The organism is Massilia sp. P2_C2, from assembly GCF_056404615.1.
On the sequence record NZ_JBFUDR010000095.1, the window covers coordinates 1 to 20,540 of the forward strand.

Here is a 20,540-nt window from a genome sequence, read left to right on the forward strand (position 1 = left end):
GAACTTGGGCGCAATACCTACCAGTTCTATTCCAGCGCGATGAACGCCAAGACGCTGGAGCGCCTGCATCTGGAAGGCGAGTTGCGCCACGCGCTGGAGCGCGACGAATTCGTGCTGCACTACCAGCCCCAGGTCGCGCTGGGCAGCGGCCGGATCGTCGGCATGGAAGCGCTGCTGCGCTGGAACCATCCGGAACTGGGCATGGTGCCGCCCGACCAGTTCATCGGCCTGGCCGAGGAGACCGGCCTGATCGTGGCGATCGGCGACTGGGTGCTGCGCACGGCCTGCGCCCAGAACCAGCGCTGGCAGCGCGCCGGCTACCCGGGACTGCGGGTGGCGGTGAACCTGTCGGCGCGCCAGTTCGCCGCCCAGGATCTGGCCAGCTCGATCCGGGAGGTGCTGGCGGCCACCGGCCTGGCGGCCGACTGCCTCGACATCGAACTGACCGAGAGCTCGCTGATGGCCGACGTCGACAGCGCGGTGGCCAGCATGCACGAGCTGAAGGCGCTCGGGGTACAGCTGTCGATCGACGACTTCGGCACCGGCTACTCGAGCCTGGCCTACCTGAAGCGCTTCCCGATCGACGTGCTGAAGATCGACAAATCCTTCGTGCGCGACGTCATGGCCGATCCGGCCGACGCGGCGATCGTCACCTCGATCATCGCGCTGGCCCATAACCTGAAGCTGCACGTGATTGCCGAAGGGGTGGAGACGGCCGAACAACTGGTCTATCTGCGCCAGCACGGCTGCGACGATGTGCAAGGCTATTATTTCAGCCGGCCGGTGCCGGCCGCTGCCTTCGAGCGGCTGCTGGCGGCGCCGCCGCGGAGCTGCCATGCAGACTAGGATACGCGCCCTGCTGGTGGACGACCACGAGGTGATGCAGATCGGCATCTCGCACGCCCTCAGGACCTACCATATCGACGTGATCGATGCCTGCGCCAGCGGGGGCGAAGCGGTCCGGCTGGCGCTGCTGTACAAGCCGGACCTGGTGCTGATGGAGACCGCGCTGGCGGACGGCTCGCCGTTCGACGCCTGCCGAAAGATACTGGCTGGCGCGCGCGACATGCGGGTGATTTTCCTGACCTCGCTGGACTGCCCGGAGATGCGCAACCGCTGCCACGCGGCCGGCAGCCATGGCTACCTGCTCAAGAACGCGGGCGCGCAAGAACTGGCCAACGCCATCCACGCCGTGCACCGGGGGGCTGGAGCGGCGCTGAAAAAAGTGCCGGCCGCCAGCAGCTATCGTCTATTGTCGCCGCAGGAAAGCAAGCTTCCCCCGCTGGTTGCCGACGGCAAGACCAACAAGGAAATTGCCGAGATCCTGGGGCTGAGCGACAAGACCGTCAAGAACTACCTCAGCAACATCTACCTGAAGCTGCAGGTCAGCGGCCGCTCCCAGCTGGCGGCCCTGTACGCGCGCCATTCCGGCTAGGGCCGGTCGGCCCCGTCCAGGCGGCACTTCCCCGCCAAATGTTTTACAAACACACTGTGTCTTATATAAAACCATGATGTTGGTTATTTCCAGCCATGATAACTATAAGCAAGACCTCCTTGTACAAGACCCTTTTCCGGCCTTCCATCAGCAAAAAGATCGGCGCGCTGTTCATGAGCGCCTTGCTGGTGGCCTTCGCCAATATCCTGGTCGCCCGCTGCCTGTTGCAGGACCTGAACGGGGTCGCGGAGACGGTCAACGTGGCCGGCCGGCTGCGCATGCTCAGCCAGCAGATCGCCTACCAGAGCACGCGCGCGCTGTACGAGCCCGGGACCGCGCTGCTGCTGCTGGCGCGCAGCATCGACGACTACGAGACGGCCCTGTCGGCCCTAATCCAGGGCGGCAGCGCGTTCGGCTTCAACCTGCGCCGGCCGTCCGGCCAGCTGCTGCCCCTGCTGCAGGCCTTGCAGCAGGACTGGGCGCATTACCGGCGCCGGATCCAGGATAGCGCGGCACCGCCCAAGGCCACGGCGGCCCTGATCGCGTCGGTCCAGGCGCTCCAGCTCGAGCGCGCCGAGCGGCTCGTCCTGGCCCTGACCCAGGAGGCCCGGCAGGCACAGGAAACCGCGCTGGGCCGGATGGGCGCCTTGCTGGCGATTGATTTCGTCGCCCTCGGCCTGGCCATGGTCTGGACGCGACGCAACGTGGTGTTTCCCTTGCGCGCGCTGGCGCAACAGAGCCTGGCGCTGGCGCAGGGCGATTACCGCGCCCGCGTGCGCTTCGCCTCGCGCGACGAGATCGGGCAGCTGGCGCTGGCCTTCAACCAGTGCGCCGAGCGGATCGGCGAACTGGTGGCCGACCTGGAACACGATCGGCACAGCATCCACCAGGCCGAGCTGACCTTTCGCGGGCTGGCCGAAAACACCGTGGTCGGCGTGTATATCGTGCAGAACGGGCGCTACCGCTTCGTCAACCCGAAGATGGCGGACATGTTTGCGTATGGCCGCCAGGAGATGATGACGGCGGCCGGCGCGCTCGACCTGGTGATCGACGCCGAGCGCGACTTCGTTGAACAGAACGTCCGGCGGCGCATCAGCGGCGAAGTGCGCGAGGTGCACTACGAGCGCAGCGCCCGGCGCAAGGACGGCAGCACCTTCGACGTGGAAGTCTACGGCTCGAGCATGGAGCTGGACGGCCAGCCGGCCACCATCGGCATCATTCTCGACATCACCGAGCGCAAGCGGGTGGAGCGCGCGATGCGGCTGCAAAACGCCTGCAGCGAGGCGGTGATCCGCGCCACCGATGCGGCCGCGCTGCTCGACCAGATCTGCCGGATCGTGCATGAAGTGGGCGGCCATCCCCATGTCTGGGTCGCCTGCGCGGGCATGGTGGCGCTGGCCGGGGTGCAGGAAGACGTGGTCAGGACGGCGCTGGCCAGAGGCAGCGGCGACCTGTCGTCCTGCCCCGTGTGGCAAGGCTTCGCGRCCGCCTGCGGGGTGGCCGCGGTGATGACGCTGCCCCTCACGGCGAGCGGTGAGACAATCGGCGCGCTCACCATGTGCGCCGCCACGCCGAACGCCTTCACGGCGGACGAACAGCGCATCATGGCAAGGCTGGCCGACAACCTGGCCTACGGCATTGCGGCCTTGCAGGCGGACGCCGAGCGCAAGCGCTACGAGCGCCAGCTCGAATATGGCGCCAACTACGATGCGCTGACCGGACTGGCCAACCGCAATCTGCTCAGCGACCGGCTGCGCCAGGCGATCGCGAATGCCAACCGCAACGGCAAGCTGGTGGGCATCCTGCTGCATGACCTGGACAATTTCAAGGTCATCAACGACAGCCTCGGCCACGATGCCGGCGATGCCCTGCTGAAGGTAGTGGCCCAGCGCATGCGCGCGGTGGTGCGCGAGACCGATACCGTGGCCCGGCTGGGCGGCGACGAATTCGTGATCGTGCTGCCCGAACTGGACAACGCCAACGAGGCCATGGTGGTGGCCAACAAGCTGCTGGGCGAGCTGGCCAAGCCGTTCACGGTCGAACACCAGGAGGTGTACGTCAGCGCCAGCATCGGGGTCAGCCTGTACCCGCGCGACGGTGCGCAGGAACAGACCCTGATGAAGAATGTGGACCTGGCGATGTACCGCGCCAAGCGCGAAGGCCGCAACACGGTGCGCTACTTCACAGAGGAACTGAACGCCCACAACCGCGAGCGGCAGAAGCTGGAAACGGCGCTGCACCATGCGCTGGAAAATGCCGAATTCGACCTGCACTACCAGCCGAAAATCAACTACCGCACGGGCGCCGTGACCGGGGTGGAAGCGCTGKTGCGCTGGAACCACCCGACCCTGGGCGTGATCGCGCCGTCGGCCTTCATCCCGCTGGCCGAGGAAACCGGCCTGATCGTCGAACTGGGGGCCTGGGTGATCCGCACCGCCTGCCGCCAAAGCCGCGCCTGGCAGGATGCGAATGGCCTGCCGGTGAATATCGCGGTCAACCTGTCGGCGCGTCAGCTCGATCCGGATCAGTTGATCAACACGGTGGCCGACGCCCTGCGCGAGACCGGCCTGGCGGCCGAGCACCTGGAGCTCGAACTGACCGAGACGGCGATCATGCCCGATGCGGTCGAGGCGATCGGCATCCTGTCGGAGCTGAAGTGCCTGGGGGTACGACTGTCGCTGGACGATTTCGGCACCGGCTATTCCTCGCTCAACTACCTGCGCCGCTTTCCGCTCGACTCGATCAAGATCGACCGCTCCTTCATCCTCGGCGTGGGAGAAAGCGCGAACGACCGCGCGATCGTGAAGACCATCGTCGCACTGGCGTCGAATCTGAACATGAACGTGATCGCCGAAGGGGTGGAGAGCCTGGTCCAGGCGGATTTTCTGAAACAGCATGGCTGCCACGAAATGCAGGGCTACTACTTCGCCCGGCCGCTGCCCGCGAGCCAGGTCTCCGAATTGTTGGCGAACCACGCCATAATGAGCACTGCCTGAGCACGATCATCGAAGAGGAGAAGACAAGCATGACAAGAGTCGCACTTCCAGTCGGGACGCGCCTGGCGCTGGGTTTCGGCCTGGTCCTGTCCATGATGCTGGCCCTAATGGCGAGCGGCCTGGTCCAGTTGAACGGGATCGACCGGCTGAACGCCCGGATCATCGAGGAGAACTGGGTCGAGGCGGACGCCGCGAACAGGATCGACGTCACCATGCGCGAGAACGCCAGGCAGACCATGCAGCTGTTCATTGCCGACCAGGCGCAGGCGCGGGCGATCAACGCGCGCATCGCGGTCAACAAGAAGATCATCACCGACGCGCTGGTGGCGCTCGACAAGCTGATCGCCTCGCCGGACGGCAGGGCCCTGCTGGCAACGATCAAGGAGCAGCGCGCCTTGTATGTCGCCTCGTTCACCCACGTGGAAAGCCTGCTGGCGCAGGATCGGCGCGACGAAGCGGTGCGCCTGATGCATCAGCAAACCCTGCCGATCCTGAACGGCTTGCAGGAGCACGTCAAGGCGCTGGCGGAGCTGCAAACGAAGATCGTCGAGGCGAGCAGCGCCGATATCAAGAACAGCATCCGGCTGGCGTTCAAGCTGATGCTGTTGTTTGGCGCGCTGGCGCTGGCCATCGCGGTCGGGGCGGCGATCCTGATTGCGCGCGGCCTGTTGCGCCAGCTGGGCGGCGAGCCCGCCTACGCCGCCGCGATCGCCGACCGGATTGCGCATGGCGACCTGACCATAGCGGTCGACACCCGGCCAGACGACCGAGCGAGTCTGCTGTATGCCATCAAGACGATGCGCGACAGCCTGGCCGGCATCGTCGGCCAGGTACGCAGCGGCACCGAGACGATGGCCAGTGCGTCGAGCCAGATGGCGAGCGGCAATCTGGACCTGTCCGCGCGCACCGAGCAGCAGGCCGCCGCGCTGGAGGAGACCGCCTCCTCGATGGAAGCGCTGACCAGCACCGTCAAACAAAACGCCGCGCATGCCTCCCAGGCGAACGGGCTGGCGGTGTCGGCCTCGGACGCGGCCATCCAGGGCGGCGCCGCGGTGGCCGAAGTGGTGGGCATGATGGGCTCGATCAACGCCTCGGCGAAGAAGATCGTCGACATTATCGCGGTGATCGATGGCATTGCGTTCCAGACCAATATCCTGGCCTTGAATGCGGCGGTGGAAGCGGCGCGCGCGGGCGAGCAAGGGCGCGGCTTTGCGGTGGTGGCCGCCGAGGTGCGCACGCTGGCACAGCGCTCGGCCAGCGCGGCGAAGGAGATCAAGGCGCTGATCGCCGATTCCGTTGAACAGGTCGAGCTGGGGACCAGGATGGCCGACCAGGCCGGCGCCACGATGGATGAGATTGTCGTGCGCGTGAAGCGGGTGACCGCCATCATGGGCGAGATCACCGGCGCCAGCCGCGAGCAGAGCGCCGGCATCGAGCAGATCAACCAGGCCATTGCGCAGATGGAACAAGGTACGCAGCAGAACGCCGCGCTGGTGGAGGAAGCGGCGGCGGCCGCGCAAGCCCTGCAGGAGCAGGCCGGCAGCCTGGCCGAGGTGGTGGGCGTGTTCGTGGTCGCTGGCGAGACGGAGCCCGGCAAGCCGGAAGGTCATGCGCGCCGCGACGGCGCGGCCTTGCCAAACCCGCGCAGCCCGGCGGTGAGCTGGATACGGTCAAACGTCGCGCCGACTTGAAGTCGTCGACGGAGGAAGTGGGCTGTCATACCCTGTAGAGCCACCATCGAGGCTGTAGCTCAAGGCGATTGCACGCCTTGGCCCGAATGAGCTACGAATACTCCCCAGATCGAACTTGTCCGCTAAAAATTGACCTAAGTTTTTCTTGGGAAAATAGCTGGCAACAGGAGCCGCCTGTACCGCATTCATCATCATCAGGCAGGCAAGCGCGCCTGAGACGAGATGACATTTCATATGGGCTTTCGAGCAAGTCATTGTGTGACGTCCAGGGGAGTGTTCGGGGCTTCCCCGAAGATCTCCGGCGCGTACATCGCTTCGACGCGGGTTGCCGGAAACTGGAAGGTGCCGGCATTGTTCAGGCGCACCGTGTAGCTGAGGTCCCATTCGCCGGCCCCGACCCGGGCGTAGTAGGCGCGGTAACTGTCGCTGCCGCGCTCGACGTAGCTCGGCCGCGCTATCCACGGTGTCCTTCGAGCGATATCCGCCAGCTGGGCCGCGATGCTTTCACCACCCAGGCCCTTGCCCAGGATGGTCGCGCCGGAGGGAATCGGGTCGTCGATGGCGAGCCAGCCATTGTCCCCGTGCGACACGATGTGCAGCGTCACCCGCATGACGTCGCCTTCGGACCAGTAGCCGGGCACGCGCTGCAAGACCGGGATGACAGTCTTGCTGATGGCCAGGCCATGCGCGATCGCTTGCTCCGCCCTCGTGGCGGCCTTGACCTGCACCGTTGCCCATGGCGCCCCCGTTCCCTTGTGGTCGAGCGCCAGCGCGGCATTACTGCCGTCCCGGGGCCAGGCCAGCAGCGCCGGCGCCGGGTCGGGCCAGCTGCGCTCCACGTTCTGCGTTGCCAGCGCCGCCGTCGACGTTCCCGTCACCGTCGTGTCTTCGGCCGTCTGCGCGAACCGGCGCAGGGCGACCACGGCCCAGGCGTTCGCCACGGTGGTGTTCCAGTGGCCGTTCACCTGCACATCGACGAGCGCCTGGATGATGCGCGGCAGGTCGTCCTGCCAGCGCGCATCCGCCTGCGCCCATTGCTGCACCAGCAGGGCGGTGCGGGCGGCGGCGACGTCGCCGCTCCACATCATCCACCAGCGTTGCTGCGACCCGTCGCCGCGCCAGCGCAGGCGCGTACCCTGCAGGTCGTAGCGCTTGCGCAGGCTGGCAGCGGCGCTGTCCAGCCGGTCGCGGCGCAGCGGGCCGTCGGGGGTGGCCAGCACATAGCGCACCCAGTCCAGCAGGGCGATGGTGGGCAGGGCGTCGAGGTCCTTTGGCACGACCGGCTGGGCCGTGCCCAGGTTCGCGCCCAGGGCGGCCTGCAGCGCCAGACGGCGGTCCAGCAGGTCCTGCTCGCGCAGCCACGGGGCGGGATCGGGACGGGACAGCGCGTTGCGCAGGCCCGTCAACATGCGCTCGCGCGCGTCGTCGGGGAGCGGCCAGCCGGTGGCCGCCGACATGTCGAGCAGGTAGGCGGTCAGGATGTCGCTGCCTGGCGTGTCCGGGAAATACTCGACCAGGCCGTCCGCGGCCAGATGTTGCGGCAGCTTGTCCAGCGCCGCGTTCCAGGCCTCGGCGTCGCCGCTGACGACGGCCATCGACGCCATCTGCTCCATGCAGCGATAGGGATAGGCCGCCATCCACGCCTGCGCCCCCGCCACCGCGCCGGCGCCGAGGCTGCCGGACCACTGCACGGCCACGCCGCCCAGGCCCGGCAGCGCCTGCTTCGGCAGCGCGACGGGAAGGCTGCGTGCGCGGTCGACCCGCACCAGCATGCTGTCGCGCACGGTGACGGGCATGCCGGTCACGCGTTGGGTGACGAGCAGCGCGTCGCGCTCGTCGACCTGGTCGGCGCGGGCCGAGATCCGCCAGTCGATGCGGTCGACGTCCGTGGGGACGCGGACACGCCAGGACACCGCCTGGCTCTGGCGCGCCGGCAGCGTGACGGTGCGCTGGAGCTGCTGCGGCGCGCCCGCCGACGCTTCCGCACGGACGCGGACCGTCATGGCGCGGTCGCTGTCGTTGCGCAGCGTGATCTTCTGGTCCAGTTCGTCGCCGCCGCGCACGACGGGCGGCAGGCCGGATAGCACTTGCAATTCCTTGCGCGTCTGGACGGCGGCCTTGCCGATGCCGTACGAGTCGGCCCCAATCATGGCCAGCGCGACGATGCGCCAGCGCGTCAGCGAATCCGGCAGCGGGATGGCCACGCGGGCGCGCCCGTCCTGGTCGAGCTGCACGTCGGCCTTCCACATGGCCAGGCTGGAGAAATCGGCGCGCGGCGCGCCCAGGCCGGGCAGCGCCCCGATATCTTCGGCCACGACGACGTCCTGGCCGGGGGCGGCGGCGATTCTATCCATCGTCACGCCCATCGCGCGCTGTCCGGTGACCACGACCGGCGCGGGCGCCGGTGCCGGCGCCGCCGCCGAGGTGGAGCGTGCCACGATAGGGCGTTCCAGCTCCAGCGCCGGCGTGCCGTTCCAGCGCAGCAGCGACTCGAGCGCCGGCCATTGGCGTGGCAGCGGGCCGAACGGAAAGGAGCGCTGCCAGGTCAGGACGCTGCGCGCGCCGCCCATCGGGATGTAGCGGTCGCGCCAGAAGGTGTCCATCAGCGCCCAGGTGGCGTTCGGCTTGAGCACGTTCAGCGCGTCGTCGACCGCGATCAGCGTCACCCTGGCGCCGGCCGCCACGGCGCCGGCACGGCTCACCCGCACCTCGGCCTGCACCGTGTCGCCGGGGCGCGCGGTCGCATGGTCCAGCGTCACCTCGACGTCCAGCTGATGGCTGGCGCGTGCGAAATGCAGGTCGAGCGTTTCCTCGTGCTCCAGCTGGACCGTCGGCTCGACCTCGCCCAGGGCGTTGCCCGCCGCGCGCACGAATTGCGCGACCAGCTTCACCCCGGGCGCGAAACCGGGTTCGCTCGGGAGCGTGACTTCCTCGTCCGCCGCGGTCACGGCCAGCACGTGGCTGGCCAGCACGCCTTCGCGTTCCACCGTGAACAGCGCGGTCGCCGGCAGGAACGGCGGACGCAGGCGCAGCTTCACGGGCTGGCCGGCCTCGGGTTCACGATCGTCCGCCAGCGCGATCGCCGACGCCCGGCTGCCCCACTGGAACAGGCCCGGGTAGACGGGGAGCGAGGCGCTCGACGCTTCCGGCGCGGTGGTCCGGAACAGCCAGTCGTTGGCCGTCCTGCCCGTCCAGGGGACCGTGCATTGTCCCTTGCCACGCTTGTCGGTGCGCACTGTACAGACGGGAACGCGCACGCCCGGTTCTTCGCTCCAGTATCCGCGCCAGCCGATGCCGGGGGGAACGTAGTGCGCCCGCGCGGCATCCACCTTCACGTCCTGGCCGGGCACGGGATGGTTGGCGGCGTCCACCACGATCACCGAGATGTCGACGCTGTCCGTGACCCTGCCGCGCTGCACCTCCAGCCCGACCTTGCGCGCGCGGGGCCACACCTCCACGCTCACGGTCTGCGCGTTGGTCTCGCCGTTCGGATCGGCGAATTCCATCTCGGCGTGCAGCATGAGCGGCGCGTCCGCCAACGGGACGTCCACCCTGGCGCGGTAGCGGCCGGCCTGGTCGAGCGTGGCCCGGCGTTCGGCGAAGGACGGCGGGTCGATGGGCGCCCGGGCAAGGTCGGCGAACCGGTATCCGGGCACCGGGTCGTCCGCACCGGCCGTGTACCTGCCCCGGACCAGGATAGCCTGGTTCGCCGCCGAACCGCCGGCCAGGAACGCGAGGCTGCCCGCCAGGTCGACGACGGGCGCCTTGCCCTCGCCGCTGGCCCGCGCGTCCAGGCGCGCCTCGAACACGGGCAGGCGGAACGCTTCAACCTGAAATTCGCCGTAACTCAGTGCCCTGCCGTCGCCGCCCAGGATGGTGTAACGGTAGGTGCCCAACCGGGCGCCCGGCGGCACGGGCCACTGGTGCAGCGCGCTGCCGCGGGCGTCGAAGGCCAGCGCGGCCTCGTGCACGATGGCGCCGCTTTCGTGGACGATCCTGAGCTTGCCGGTCTGCGCGGGCGGGATCGTGTAACCGGTCGCGCCCGGCAGGCGCGCCACCGCCTGCATCGACAGCGTCTCGCCGGGGCTCAGCAGGGTCCGGTCGAGGATGGCATGGACGATCTGGCGCGGCGCTTCCGTGTACGGCAGGCCTGGGCGGTGCTGCAGGACCGCGACGTCGTCGCCATGGCGGGCGACGAACCACAGGCCATCGCTGGCGTTGCGGCAGGTGGCGGGCGCCAGCGGCCGGTCGATCCGCAAGCGACCCTGCGCGTCGGTGCGGCCGGAGAACAGGCGCTCGCCAATGCAATCGTGGATGTCGACGAGCGTGTCCGCCTGCGGAGCGCCGCTGTCGATGGCCGTCACCCAGACGAGCGATGCGTAGCGGTCGGACAGGCGCGCGTGGATGCGCAGATTGGTGAGCTGGACCAGGGCCATGCGCGCGTCGTCCCACTCTGGTGGGGTCTTGAAGCCCGGGAAGCGCGCCCCGATCGCCCTGGCGTCGGCCGCCAGGCGGGCGCGGTAGCGCGGGCTGTCGACTTCGACCAGCCAGGTGCCGTAGCCGGACAGGTTCATAGGGGCCAACTCCAGCGCGCGGCCCGACGGGGCGACTTCCTGGTCGACGTGCGTGCTGGCGGCCCGTGCGCCGATCTTGTCGAGGAGGGCGGCCGAACTTGCGAATGGCTGGTCGCGCGGCTCGTCGGCGGCGGTCTTGAGCCCGCCCAGCGCCGCGTTCCGGTGCAGGGCCAGCAGGATGGCGTTGCGGTCGCGGGCGCCTTCCAGGTGCCATGCCCGCACCGCCACCCTGGGCTCGGTATTGCGCAGGGCGAGTGCCCATCGGGCTTGCTGCCCGGGCTTCCACGGCACCACCCCCTGCTGCTGCGCCATGCCGGCATAGGCGGGCAAATGGCTCACCACGAGCGGCGCCGACTTCGGCGCCACCGTGCGGATGGTACGGCCGGTCACGTCGGTCATCGGCTTGCCGAAGACGGATGTCAGCTGCTCGCCTTCGGCCATCAGGGCGTCGGTCTGGAACCGGTTGGCATCGAACGCGCTGTAGGACGCGGGCTTCATGAGGTAGCGCCGGCCCGCGCCACCCGCCAGGACGATGTCGCCTTCCGCCGGCGGCACCATTTTTTCGGAAAATTCGAGGGTGACCGGCCCACGCGGATCGCATCCCGGCGTGCCGGCCATCACGGTGCATTGCACGGCCGCCGTCAGCGGCGGGCGCACGCGCAGGTTAAAGGGCTGGTCGAGCGCACCGGCCACGCCGCCACGGGAGCGGATGTCCTTGCCCCACAACCAGGTCACGTCGGCGTCGTCCGGCCATGTCTGGCTGCCGCAGCGGGCGACCAGCCGGTCCTGGTGGTTCTCCGCGCGCGGATTGGCCTTCCGATAGCGGTCCATGACGTCCTGCGCCTGCGCGCCGGCCAGCATGACGACCGGTTGCGCCACGCCATTCACGCTGCACCCCAGGTGGGCAAGCGACGCCGGGTCGACGGGGGCCGAGGGGACGAACAGGGCCACCGGCTCTTCAAGTGCCAGGCGCGGTTTGAGCGGGGATTGGAGGAACTGGATAGCGGCCTGCGGACCGCCGGTATCGAAGCGCCAGGACGCAGGCATCGCAACGGGTTGGCCCTTCAGGTCGTGGACGGGCAGCGGACGCACGGTACAGGCCACGCCATCCGGCAGCGCCCGCGGGAATTCGCCCACCCAGTTGCGTGCGTCGATCCAGTGGCCGACGGCCTTGAGGCCCGGGTCGCTGCAGGTCACGGTGGCCGGATCGCCAGCGCGGTCGTCGCCCAGCGCGGTGATGTCGTCGCTGAACCGCATCCGGACCTGGCGCACGTCGCGCGTCGTCGCGGCCGGTCCGACATCGACCACGGTGGTGGCGGCCGGCGCCGGCACGCTGGCCAGCATTGCGATCRGCAGGGCGGCGTGCGCGAGCGCGAGAGAGAGGGTAGGGCGGAAACTGGGCATCGGGTCTCTGGAATGTTATTATATTAACAATATAATGTTATCGGGCGATGCGTTGGAGACGAGTAGGACGGAAGCCAGTCTAGCAATATGTCTGTGTGGAAAATGCGCATATTTCCACGGCTGTCACGCCGGCAAAAGCGCCGACGATCTGTACGGCAATGTATGGAGCCCCTGCGCGGCTGGCATATTCTTCTTGCCGGTCCGCCATCTAGTCAATTGATTTTGCGCAACCCTGCTGCCGCTTTTGTGCGCTGCACAGTTCACGCATGTGATAGTGTCCTTTGGCTTTTGAATATGCTGCAGTTGTGTCAACTTGCAGCATCGCGCCGCAATCGGCGCCGATTTCCAGCCATATCACAGAGGATGACGATGAGCGCCAAGGTTTTTGTAGTCATAGTGACCTACAACGGATCCAAGTGGGTGACGCCGTGTTTTTCCAGCCTGCGCAAGTCGACCGTGCCCCTGCATACGATCGTGATCGACAATGGCTCGCAGGACGACACGCTGGCGCGCATCGCGGCCGAGTATCCGGAGGCCGAGATCGTCAACACGGGCAAGAACCTCGGTTTCGGCAAGGCGAACAACATTGGCATGGAACTGGCCTGGCGGYGCGGCGCGGACTATGTCTTCCTGCTCAACCAGGATGCCTGGATCGATCCGGACGCCGTCGAAAAGCTGGTCGACGCCTGCCAGCGGCATCCCGGCTACGGCGTCATCAGCCCGATGCACCTGAACGGCGCCGGTGACGGTCTCGATTACGGTTTTTCGAATTACATCGCGCCCAACAAGTGCAGGGGACTGTATTCCGACATCTTCCTGGGGCGCGTGCAGGACGTGTACGACGTCGGTTTCGTGAACGCCGCCGCCTGGATGATGACCAGGGAATGCCTGGAACGGGTCGGTGGCTTCAGCCCGTCGTTCTTCCATTACGGCGAGGACGACAATTACACGCAGCGCCTGCAGTTCCACAAGCTGAAGCTGGGCGTCCTGCCTGCGTCGCGGATCTATCACGACCGCGAACAGCGTCCGGCCAGCAAATATTTCCAGGCCGGCGAGACCTTCCGGCGCGAAGTCATCGCGCGCAGCTCGAATCCGAACGCGAATTTTTCCTTCGCCCGCGAATGGGTGTCCGTGTTTGCCCACCTCGGGTATGCCGTGGCGCGCCTGAACGTGGAGGACGTTAAATTGCAGCTGACCAAGGTCCGGCTGCTGGCGGCGATCGACAAGGTCACGCTCACCACCAATCTCGAGCGCAGCAAGACGGCCCGGGCCGCGTTCCTGGACCTGGATGCCGGCCACGCCGCGCCGACGTCGCGTCCGGCGGCGGGCCTCGTCTTGACCTGAAAGGATGGCACTACGACAAGTCATGTGCGTTCAATAACCGTGCTTACAACACTCTAGTGATCCTGAATAAGGTAGTGCTTGCGTCTTTCGCCTGCGCCAACTTATTCTGCTGTTCTCGGAGCACTTCGCATCATGCGCACGGTATGTCTTGTTGCTAACTTGTAATCCATAAAATGTTATTATCTCATCAGCACGGGGTGAGGTGAGCTGACTACCGCAGCATGAACGATGCTCTGCAAATGATGATGGCGTAAGTCGCCGTTGCCAGCAAGATGGGGCGACTTGTCGAGCATGCAGATGTTTCCGTGCTAATCAAAAGTTATCGTAATAGCAAATTCGCGGAACGGAATCAATATGAAGCCAGACGAGGTCATCGCAGTAGTAGGGTTGGGTTATGTCGGTTTGCCACTGGCTGTCGAGTTCGGCAAGATCGGCCCAACGATCGGGTTCGACTTATCGACGACGAAGGTCGAAAGCTACAAGAAATTTGTCGACCCCGCCGGTGAGGTTTCGACCGAACAATTGCGCTCAGCGCACCACCTGAGTGTCACGACCGATCCGGCTGCGCTGGCCCAGGCCGATTACATCCTGATCGGCGTACCGACGCCCGTCGACATCGCCCACGTGCCCGACTTCGCACCCCTGATCAGCGCCAGCGAGACCGTCGGCAAGCACATGAAGCGCGGTGCGATCGTCATTTACGAATCGACCGTGTATCCGGGCGCGACCGAGGAAGTCTGTATCCCCGTGCTGGAAAAATTCTCCGGCATGAAGTGGAAGGACGGTTTCCACGTCGGCTTCTCTCCCGAGCGCATCAACCCGGGCGACAAGGAACATACGCTGACCAACGTGATGAAGGTGGTCTCGGGCGACGACCAGGAAACCCTGGATCGCGTGGCCGCCATGTACGAGACCGTCGTCAAGGCCGGCGTGCACCGCGCGTCCAGCCTGAAGGTCGCGGAAGCGGCGAAGGTCATCGAGAACACGCAGCGCGACCTGAACATTGCGCTGATGAACGAACTGGCGATTATCTTCGACAAGATCGGCATCGATACGCTGGAAGTGCTGAAGGCCGCCGGTACGAAGTGGAACTTCCTGCCGTTCCGTCCGGGCCTGGTGGGTGGTCACTGCATCGGCGTCGATCCGTACTACCTGACGCACAAGGCCGAGATGATCGGCTACCACCCGCAGGTGATCCTGGCGGGGCGCCGCATCAACGACGGCATGGCCAAGTTCGTGGCCGAGAAGACGGTCAAGTCGATGATCTCGGCCGGTTTCCACGTCAAGGGTTCGAAAGTCAACGTGATCGGCCTGACGTTCAAGGAAAATTGCCCCGACCTGCGTAATTCCAAGGTCGCCGACATCGTGTATGAATTGCAGTCGTACGGCGTGGAAGTCCACGTGCATGATCCCGTCGCCGAAGCGGACGAGGCACAGCACGAATACGGTATTGCGTTGCAGAGCTGGGAAAGTCTGCCGAAGGCCGATGCGCTCATCGTCGCGGTGCCGCACAAGGAAGTGTTGGCACGTTCGCTGACGGATTTCCAGTCGAAGCTGAACGACGGTGGCTGTTTCGTCGACGTGAAGGCCCAGTTCGATCCGAACCGGATCCGCGAGGCCGGCTACTGCGTCTGGCGTTTGTGATGTATCGTCGGCATCCGGGCTTTGGCCAGGATGCCATGACTATCCGGTGGGTCGTGCCGAAGGCAGGCAGTTTGGTCCGGAGCTTGCCGTTTGCATGAAATGATGAGAATAATAATTCCAGGCTATTTTTGGCCTTATTCAGTTTCCCCGAGTCAAAATCTCTCGGGTACGCACGCGCGTACCCGGGTTAAACCATTTGTTCTGCAAGTTAGCAATAACAGGTATTCCGGAGGCAATTGTGCTTAGGATCTCTAATCACTATGTGTCGAAGATCGTATTCGTCCTGCTGTTCGTCGAAGTGCTGGTGCTGCTCGGCGCGGCCTACATCGGCGCGGCGGTGCGGTTCATGGAACTGGGCCAGAATGTCGGCCTGCCCAATATCGACCATCTCGATCATTTCTTCACGTCCGCCATCGCCTTCACCGCCGCGATCATTTTCAGCATGAGCGCGATGGGCATGTACCAGCTCGACTTCAACGAGGGCCTGCGACATCCGTTCTTCATGAAGCTGATGCCGTCGTTCCTGATGGGCTTCCTGATCCTGACGCTGGTGTTCTACGTCGCGCCGGACCTGTACTTCGGGCGCGGCATCCTGGCGCTCGTGTTCGGCATCGCCGCCGTCGGCATCTTCCTGGCGCGCATGGTGTTCTTCAAGACGTCCGAACTGCGCTTCCTGGAAACCCGCATCCTGTTCCTGGGCAGCGGTCCGCTGGCCAAGGAATGCTGCGACCTGGCGATGCAGAGCGCCAGCTACCACCGCTACAACATCGCCGGCTTCGTCCCGACGCCGACCGAGGAATTGTGCGTGCCGCCGACCAGCCTGCTGAAGTCGCGCGAGGGTGAATCGCTGGTCGCGCTGGCACGTCAGTACGGTGTCGAGGAAATCGTCGTCTCCGTGCAGAACCGCCGCGGCGGATTCCCGATCAAGGACCTGCTCGACTGCAAGCTGCAGGGTTTCAAGGTGACGGACGCCGCCACCTTCTTCGAGCGCGAAACCTGCCAGATCCGCGTCGATTCGCTGCAGCCGTCGTGGCTCGTGTTCGGCGGTGGCTTCGACCAGAGCTTCGTGCGCACGTTCATGAAGCGCAGCTTCGACATCGTCTGCAGCCTGATCATCATGATCCTGACCTTGCCGCTGATGCTGATGGCGGCGCTGGCCGTCAAGCTGGAAGACCGCGGCCCGGTGTTCTATTCGCAGGAGCGGGTCGGCAAGGACGGTGTGACGTTCTTCGTGCACAAGTTCCGCAGCATGCGCACGGACGCCGAAAAGGGCGGCAAGCCGCAGTGGGCGCAGCAGAACGATCCGCGCATCACGCKCGTCGGCAATTTCATGCGCAAGACGCGTATCGACGAGTTGCCGCAGGTGCTCAACGTGCTCAAGGGCGACATGTCGTTCGTCGGTCCGCGTCCCGAGCGCCAGTATTTTGTCGACCAGCTGATCGAAGTGGTTCCGTATTACAACGTGCGCCACAGCGTCAAGCCGGGCATCACCGGCTGGGCCCAGGTGCGCTACGGCTATGGTTCGTCGGCCGAGGACGCGCTGCAGAAACTGCAGTACGACCTGTATTATGTGAAGAACAACAGCCTGTTCCTGGACGTCCTGATCCTGATCGATACCCTGAAGGTCGTCCTGTTCCGCAGCGGCCGCTGATGCCGCCCGCAGCCGTCGCCGCCACCGGCGCGCGGCTGCGGTTGTCAACCGAATCGTGCCCAGTATCGTGATCAATATCGCAGCTTCCAGCTACGCACTGGCCGCCATGGGCTTTCTGGCACTGGGACTCGCCGTCCTGTCGGGCTGGCGCGGCAGTGCCCAGCGCGGCACGCTCAGTGCCGCCTGCCTGGCGACGGCCGTATGGGCCGGAGCGCTGGGCCTGGATGCGTTCGGGGGGATCCTGTGGAGCACGTCCGCCGCCGCACTCGAAGTGCTGCGCGACGGCACCTGGTCGCTGTTCTTCGTGGCGCTGCTCGGCCACTGGCGGCGCGATGAGGAAGGGGCGCCGACGCCCGCGATCCTCGGGCGTTTCCACGTGCCGCAGCCGTCTCTGCTGGTGGCGGGATGCGTCTACGCGCTGCTGCTGGCCGGCATCGGCTTCGCCCACTGGAACAATGAACTGCTGCCCATGCTGGGCCTGCCCCTGCTGATCGGCTACGTCGGCATGGCGGTGTACGGCATGCTGCTCGTCGAGCAGGTCTACCGCAACAAGACCATCGAGGAACGCTGGGCGATCAAGTTCGCCTGCCTGGGCATCGGCGGCATGTTCGCCTACGATTTTTATATGTACAGCAATGCGCTGCTGTTCCGCAAACTGAGCCCGGACCTGTGGACGGCGCGCGGTTTCGTCAACGCGCTGACCGTGCCGCTCGTGATGGCGTCGATGACGCGCCGCAAGTCGTGGACGACGTCGTTCGCCGTGTCGCGCCGCGTCGTGTTCCATTCGGCCGCGCTGTTCGGGTCGGCGATCTACCTGCTGGCCATGGGATCGGTCGGCTATTACCTGCGCTACGTCGGCGGCAGTTGGGGCACGGTGATGCAGACCGGCTTCCTGTTCGGCGCCATCTCCCTCCTGGGCGTAATCCTGTTTTCCGGCACGGCGCGCTCCTGGCTGAAGGTCTCGATCAGCAAGCACTTTTTCCGCTACAACTACGATTACCGCGAGGAGTGGATGCGCTTCACGCGCACGCTGTCCGAGCGCGGCCCGAACCTGGGCGAGCGCGCGATCCAGGCGCTGGCCGCCCTGGTCGAGAGCCCGGCCGGCACCTTGTGGCAGCGCGATACCGGCGGCCGCTTCACGGCCAAGGCGGGCTGGCAGGCGCCGGGCATCCACGTGGCCGAACCGGACAACACGCCGTTCTGCCGCTTCCTGGAAAGCACGCAGTGGGTCATCGACGTCGACGAATATGTCGAGCGTCCCGAGAAATACGAAGGCCTGGCGTTGCCGGACTGGCTGCTGGACACCCCGCGCCGCTGGCTGGTCGTGCCGCTGATGCTGCAGGAAAAGCTGTTCGGCTTCGTCGTGCTGCAGCGCGCGCGCAGCCCGCTGAAGCTGAACTGGGAAATCATCGACCTGCTCGAGATCGCCGGCAGCCAGGCCGCCAGCTACCTCGCGCAGGAAGACGCGGCCAATGCGCTGATGGTGGCGCGCCAGTTCGAGTCGTTCAACCGCATGTCGACGTTCGTCGTGCACGACCTCAAGAACCTCGTCGCCCAGCTGTCGCTGATGAACGCGAACGCGGAAAAGCACAAGGACAATCCGGAATTCCAGCGCGACATGCTGGAGACGCTGAACCACTCCGTGCAAAAGATGAAGCTGCTGCTGCAAAAGCTGTCGCGCAGCGAGAACGCCGAGAAGCCGCAACCGCTGGCCGTCGATACCGTCGTGCGCCAGGCGCTGGCGCTGAAGAGCGCGTTCGAACCGCAGCCGCAGCTGCTCGTCGAACAGGCCGGCCTGGTCGTGCTGGCCGACCGCGAACGCCTCGAGCGCGTGCTCGGCCACCTGATCCAGAACGCGATCGAAGCGACGCCGCGCGACGGCAACGTGCTGGTGCGCGTGGGGTCGGCCGGCGGCGGGCGCGAGCATGCCGTCGAAGTCGAGATCACCGACACCGGCGAAGGCATGACGGAAGAGTTCATCCGGGAGCGCCTGTTCAAGCCGTTCGACTCGACCAAGTCGGCCGGCATGGGTATCGGCGTGTTCGAGAGCCGGGAATACATCACCGAGCTGGGCGGGGCGCTGGAAGTGACCAGCCAGCCCACGCTCGGCACAACATTCAAGGTCGTCCTGCCGCTGCACCGGGTTGCGGCGGCCGCGACGATCGCCTGATAATAAGACACCATGACCCAACAAAAACCCAAGCTGTTGATCATCGAAGACGACCCGGGCCTGCAGAAGCAGTTGCGCTGGAGCCTGGATGCCTATGAGGTGGTGGTGGCCGGCGACCGCGAGGCGGCGCTGGCGCAGATCCGCCGCCACGAGCCGGCCGTGTGCACGATGGACCTGGGCCYGCCGCCCGATCCGGACGGTTCGACCGAAGGCCTGGCCACCCTGCAGCAGATCCTGGCGCTGGCGCCGGACACGCGCGTGATCGTCCTGACGGGCAACCAGGACCATGCCAACGCCGTCAAGGCGATCGGCATGGGCGCCTACGATTTCCACCAGAAGCCGGTCGACCCGGAAGTGCTGAACCTCGTGATCCAGCGCGCCTTTTTCCTGCACAACCTGCAGCAGGAAAACCGCCGCATGCAGCAGTCGCAGGCCGATTCGCCGCTGGCCGGCGTGATCTCGCGCGACCCCGGCATGCTCAAGGTCTGCCGCACGATCGAGAAGGTGGCGCCGACGTCGGCCTCCGTCATGCTGCTGGGCGAATCCGGCACCGGTAAAGAGGTGCTGGCGCGCGCCATCCACGCGCTGTCGCCGCGTTCCAAGGAACGCTTCATGGCGATCAACTGCGCGGCCATTCCGGAAAACCTGCTGGAGAGCGAGCTGTTCGGCTACGAAAAAGGCGCCTTCACGGGTGCGGCCAAGCAGACCAAGGGTAAAGTGGAATTGGCCCACGGCGGCACGTTCTTCCTCGACGAGGTGGGCGACCTGCCGATGGCGCTGCAGGCCAAGCTGCTGCGCTTCCTGCAGGAGCGCGTGATCGAGCGCATCGGCGGCCACGAGGAGATCCCCGTCGACGTGCGCATCGTCTGCGCGACGCACCAGAAGCTGAAGGACTTGTGCTCGCAGGGCCGCTTCCGCGAGGACCTGTACTATCGCTTGTCGGAAATCGTCGTGACGATCCCGCCGCTGTGCCAGCGCGAAGGCGATGCCGCGCTGCTGGCCCATCACTTCAAGAACAAGTTCTGCGCGCAGGAATCGCGCGCCACGCTGCATTTCGCGCCGGACGCGCTGGCCGCGATCGAGGGCTATCAATGGCCCGGCAACGTGCGCGAGATGGAAAACTGCATCAAGCGCGCCGTCATCATGGCCGATGCGAACACCATCGTTGCCGACGACCTGGGCCTGCCCGACACGGGTGCCGAGGAAGAACCGCTGAACCTGCGCCAGGTGCGCGACGAGGCCGAGTACAAGGCCATCGTCAAGGCACTGGCGCGCACCGACGGGAACATCGTCAAGGCCTCCGAGATGCTGGGCGTGAGCCGGCCCACGCTGTACGACCTGATGGGCCGCCACGGCATCAAGGCCAGCGCGTGACCCTGGCCAGGCTGGCGCGCCGCGGCCTGCTGGCGGCGGGCGTCTGCACCGTGCTGCTCGCGGCCGCGCTGCCGGTCGCCATCGATCGCGTGGGYGTCGCGCCGCGCACGCTCGCACCCTATATCGAAAAGCGCACCAGCGGCCATAACCCCGCCATCGAAGGCGCGGGCCGCCGCGTCGCCGCGGTGCTGATGGCGCTCGACCGCACGGCAGGGGACGCGCCGCTGCGGTCGCCGGCCCTCGGCGCGGGCGCGCAG

At 66.3% G+C, this 20,540-nt stretch carries 11 protein-coding genes and 1 pseudogene; 10 read left to right on the plus strand and 2 right to left on the minus strand.

The window, feature by feature from the left end; translation table 11 throughout:
* The 4 genes from AC1DYX_RS13405 to AC1DYX_RS13420 form a co-directional block, all read left to right on the plus strand.
* Positions 1-846 (plus strand): putative bifunctional diguanylate cyclase/phosphodiesterase (locus tag AC1DYX_RS13405; protein WP_477259482.1); only part of this gene is annotated, 846 nt, incomplete at its 5' end.
* Positions 836-1,435 (plus strand): response regulator transcription factor, encoded by a 600-nt coding sequence (locus AC1DYX_RS13410; protein ID WP_477259484.1) that lies wholly within the window; start codon positions 836-838, stop codon positions 1,433-1,435. The genes AC1DYX_RS13405 and AC1DYX_RS13410, both read left to right, overlap by 11 nt.
* A gap of 119 nt (positions 1,436-1,554) precedes the next feature.
* A complete protein-coding gene (locus AC1DYX_RS13415; RefSeq protein ID WP_477259486.1) occupies positions 1,555-4,431 on the plus strand; it encodes an EAL domain-containing protein in 2,877 nt (958 codons plus the stop codon).
* A gap of 29 nt (positions 4,432-4,460) precedes the next feature.
* A complete protein-coding gene (locus tag AC1DYX_RS13420) occupies positions 4,461-6,122 on the plus strand; it encodes a methyl-accepting chemotaxis protein (RefSeq protein WP_477259488.1) in 1,662 nt (553 codons plus the stop codon).
* On the opposite strand, the gene AC1DYX_RS13425 is transcribed toward AC1DYX_RS13420, so the two are convergent.
* Complete coding sequence (locus AC1DYX_RS13425; protein WP_477259490.1) at positions 6,102-6,356, minus strand: hypothetical protein; 255 nt, start codon at positions 6,354-6,356, stop codon at positions 6,102-6,104. The genes AC1DYX_RS13420 and AC1DYX_RS13425 overlap by 21 nt on opposite strands.
* Before the next feature lie 17 nt (positions 6,357-6,373).
* Positions 6,374-12,100, minus strand: coding sequence for an alpha-2-macroglobulin family protein (locus AC1DYX_RS13430; RefSeq protein ID WP_477259492.1), 5,727 nt, complete (start codon positions 12,098-12,100; stop codon positions 6,374-6,376).
* Between the two features lie 369 nt (positions 12,101-12,469).
* On the opposite strand from AC1DYX_RS13430, the gene AC1DYX_RS13435 reads away from it, so the two are divergent.
* The 6 genes and pseudogenes from AC1DYX_RS13435 to AC1DYX_RS13460 all read left to right on the plus strand — a co-directional run.
* Positions 12,470-13,444: a glycosyltransferase family 2 protein gene (locus AC1DYX_RS13435; protein WP_477259494.1), complete on the plus strand. Its 975-nt coding sequence runs from the start codon at positions 12,470-12,472 to the stop codon at positions 13,442-13,444.
* 354 nt (positions 13,445-13,798) lie between these two features.
* Positions 13,799-15,088, plus strand: a complete 1,290-nt coding sequence (locus AC1DYX_RS13440; RefSeq protein ID WP_477259496.1) for a nucleotide sugar dehydrogenase — start codon at positions 13,799-13,801, stop codon at positions 15,086-15,088.
* Between the two features lie 262 nt (positions 15,089-15,350).
* The gene (locus AC1DYX_RS13445; RefSeq protein ID WP_477259498.1) at positions 15,351-16,739 is read left to right on the plus strand and encodes a TIGR03013 family XrtA/PEP-CTERM system glycosyltransferase; all 1,389 of its coding nucleotides are present in this window, start codon (positions 15,351-15,353) and stop codon (positions 16,737-16,739) included.
* 67 nt (positions 16,740-16,806) lie between these two features.
* Positions 16,807-18,909, plus strand: a complete 2,103-nt coding sequence (prsK, locus tag AC1DYX_RS13450) for an XrtA/PEP-CTERM system histidine kinase PrsK (RefSeq protein WP_477259500.1) — start codon at positions 16,807-16,809, stop codon at positions 18,907-18,909.
* Positions 18,910-18,921: 12 nt separating this feature from the next.
* Positions 18,922-20,283: a PEP-CTERM-box response regulator transcription factor gene (gene prsR, locus AC1DYX_RS13455; RefSeq protein WP_477259502.1), complete on the plus strand. Its 1,362-nt coding sequence runs from the start codon at positions 18,922-18,924 to the stop codon at positions 20,281-20,283.
* Positions 20,280-20,540 (plus strand): annotated as a pseudogene (locus tag AC1DYX_RS13460) (right-handed parallel beta-helix repeat-containing protein); the annotation flags it as partial. The gene prsR and the pseudogene AC1DYX_RS13460, both read left to right, overlap by 4 nt.